Source organism: Streptomyces sp. FH025, assembly GCF_017427025.1.
Lineage (GTDB): Bacteria > Actinomycetota > Actinomycetes > Streptomycetales > Streptomycetaceae > Kitasatospora.
This window is the reverse complement of the sequence record NZ_JAFLNG010001100.1, coordinates 1-1605: the sequence shown is the minus strand read 5'-3', so window position 1 is coordinate 1605 and position 1605 is coordinate 1. Positions and strand designations below refer to the sequence as shown.

At 73.8% G+C, this 1605-nt stretch carries 2 protein-coding genes and 1 pseudogene; 2 read left to right on the top strand and 1 reads right to left on the bottom strand.

The window, feature by feature from the left end:
* Positions 1-215 (bottom strand): annotated as a pseudogene (locus tag J0670_RS37665) (hypothetical protein); the annotation flags it as partial.
* Between the two features lie 275 nt (positions 216-490).
* Here J0670_RS37665 and J0670_RS37660 point away from each other — a divergent pair.
* Complete coding sequence (locus tag J0670_RS37660) at positions 491-1360, top strand: MurR/RpiR family transcriptional regulator (RefSeq protein WP_207817274.1); 870 nt, start codon at positions 491-493, stop codon at positions 1358-1360.
* A gap of 58 nt (positions 1361-1418) precedes the next feature.
* Positions 1419-1605 (top strand): hypothetical protein (locus J0670_RS37655; protein WP_207817273.1); only part of this gene is annotated, 187 nt, incomplete at its 3' end.

Below are 1605 nucleotides of genomic sequence, written 5' to 3'. Positions count from 1 at the left end.
GGGCGGCCCCGGTCCCGGTAGTCCCGGTCCCGGTAGGAGGGCTCGTAGTCGTCCGCCCGCTCGGCCACCGCGCGGTTCACCCGGGCGTCCAGGCGGGAGTCGAGCCGCTTCAGGAAGGAGTCGACGAGTTCGTCCTCGTACTCCTTGCCGAGTTCCTTGCGGGCCTGCAGGGTGGCGTCGAGCTCGCGCCGCAGGTCGTCCTGGCGAGTGTCCATGGCACCAGCGTGGGGCCGTCGCGGGGCCCGGTCCATCCGTTCGCGGGGGGAATCCGGGCGGCGTCAGGGAGAAATCAGGGTTACCCCGAGCCCTGCCCGGCCCCCGACCCGCTGCCCGACCCGCTGCCCGACCCGCTGTCCGATTCGCTGTCCGATTCGCTGTCCGATCCGTGGGACGTCTCATGGTGCGTTCCGCCGTACGAGACGTCTTTGCCAGCGACGGCGCGCTGCTGCACAGTCGTCGTCCGAACCGCTCCCATCCGGAGGTACCGCTGATGACCGCCACCGACGAGGCCGGCACCGTCGGCCCCTCCGCCCGGCTGCTCCAGCTGTTCGAAGGCCACCGGCTGACGCCCACCCAGCGCCGGATCGCGCACTCGCTGGTCCGGCACGCCAACGAGGCGCCGTTCCTGTCCAGTGTCGAGGTCGCCGAACTCGCCGGGGTCAGTCAGCCCTCCGTCACCCGCTTCGCGGTCGCACTCGGCTACGACGGCTACCCGGCGCTGCGCAAGCAGCTGCGCGAACTCGGCGCCGGTGAGGCGGGCGCGCCGGAGACCCCGGACGACGCGGTGCGCAACGAGCACCAGCAGGCCGTGCTCGCCGAGATCGAGCACCTGCGCCACCTCGCCGAACTCCTCGCCGACCCCGAGCCGATCACCCGGGCCGCCCGGCTGCTCGCCGCCTCCCGCCCGCTGCCCGTGCTCGGCCTGCGGGCCGCCTCGGCGCAGGCCCGCGGCTTCGCGTACTTCGCGGCCAAGGTGCACCCGGACATCCGGCTGCTGGACGAGGGCGGCAGCATGCTCGCCGACCGGCTGGAACAGGCCGCCGCGGCCGGGGCCACCGCGCTGCTGTGCTTCGCGCTGCCGCGCTACCCGCGGGAGCTGATGGACGCCCTGGCGGTGGCCCGGGCGTGCGGGCTGACCGTGCTCACCGTGGCGGACAGCGCCTTCTCGCCGGTCGCCAAGCTCTCCGACCTGATGCTGCCGGCCGCCGTCGGCACCGGGCTGGTCTTCGACACCGCGTGCGCGCCGATGATGCTCGGCCGGGTGCTGCTGCAGCGCATGTGCGACGAACTGCCGGGCGCGGAGGCCCGGTTGGAGGCGATCGAGCAGTCGGCGGCGGCCCGGGGGCTCTTCTTGGAGTAGGCGGCGGGGGAGTACCCGCCACGAACCCGGGCATCCCCTACAGCAGGGGGTGCCGCCCATGCGCGTGATCCACGAGATGAAGTTCGTCGCCCGCCTGGCCTCGGGTGCCGACGAATGGTCCTGCCCCACCTGCGGCCGCCGCGTCACCCTGCGGCGCCTGCCCGAACCTGAACTGACCGTCCTCGACCCGGGCGACGAGTCCGCCGTCCACGTCGGCGTCATCGAACCCGACGCCCGCGCCGCCG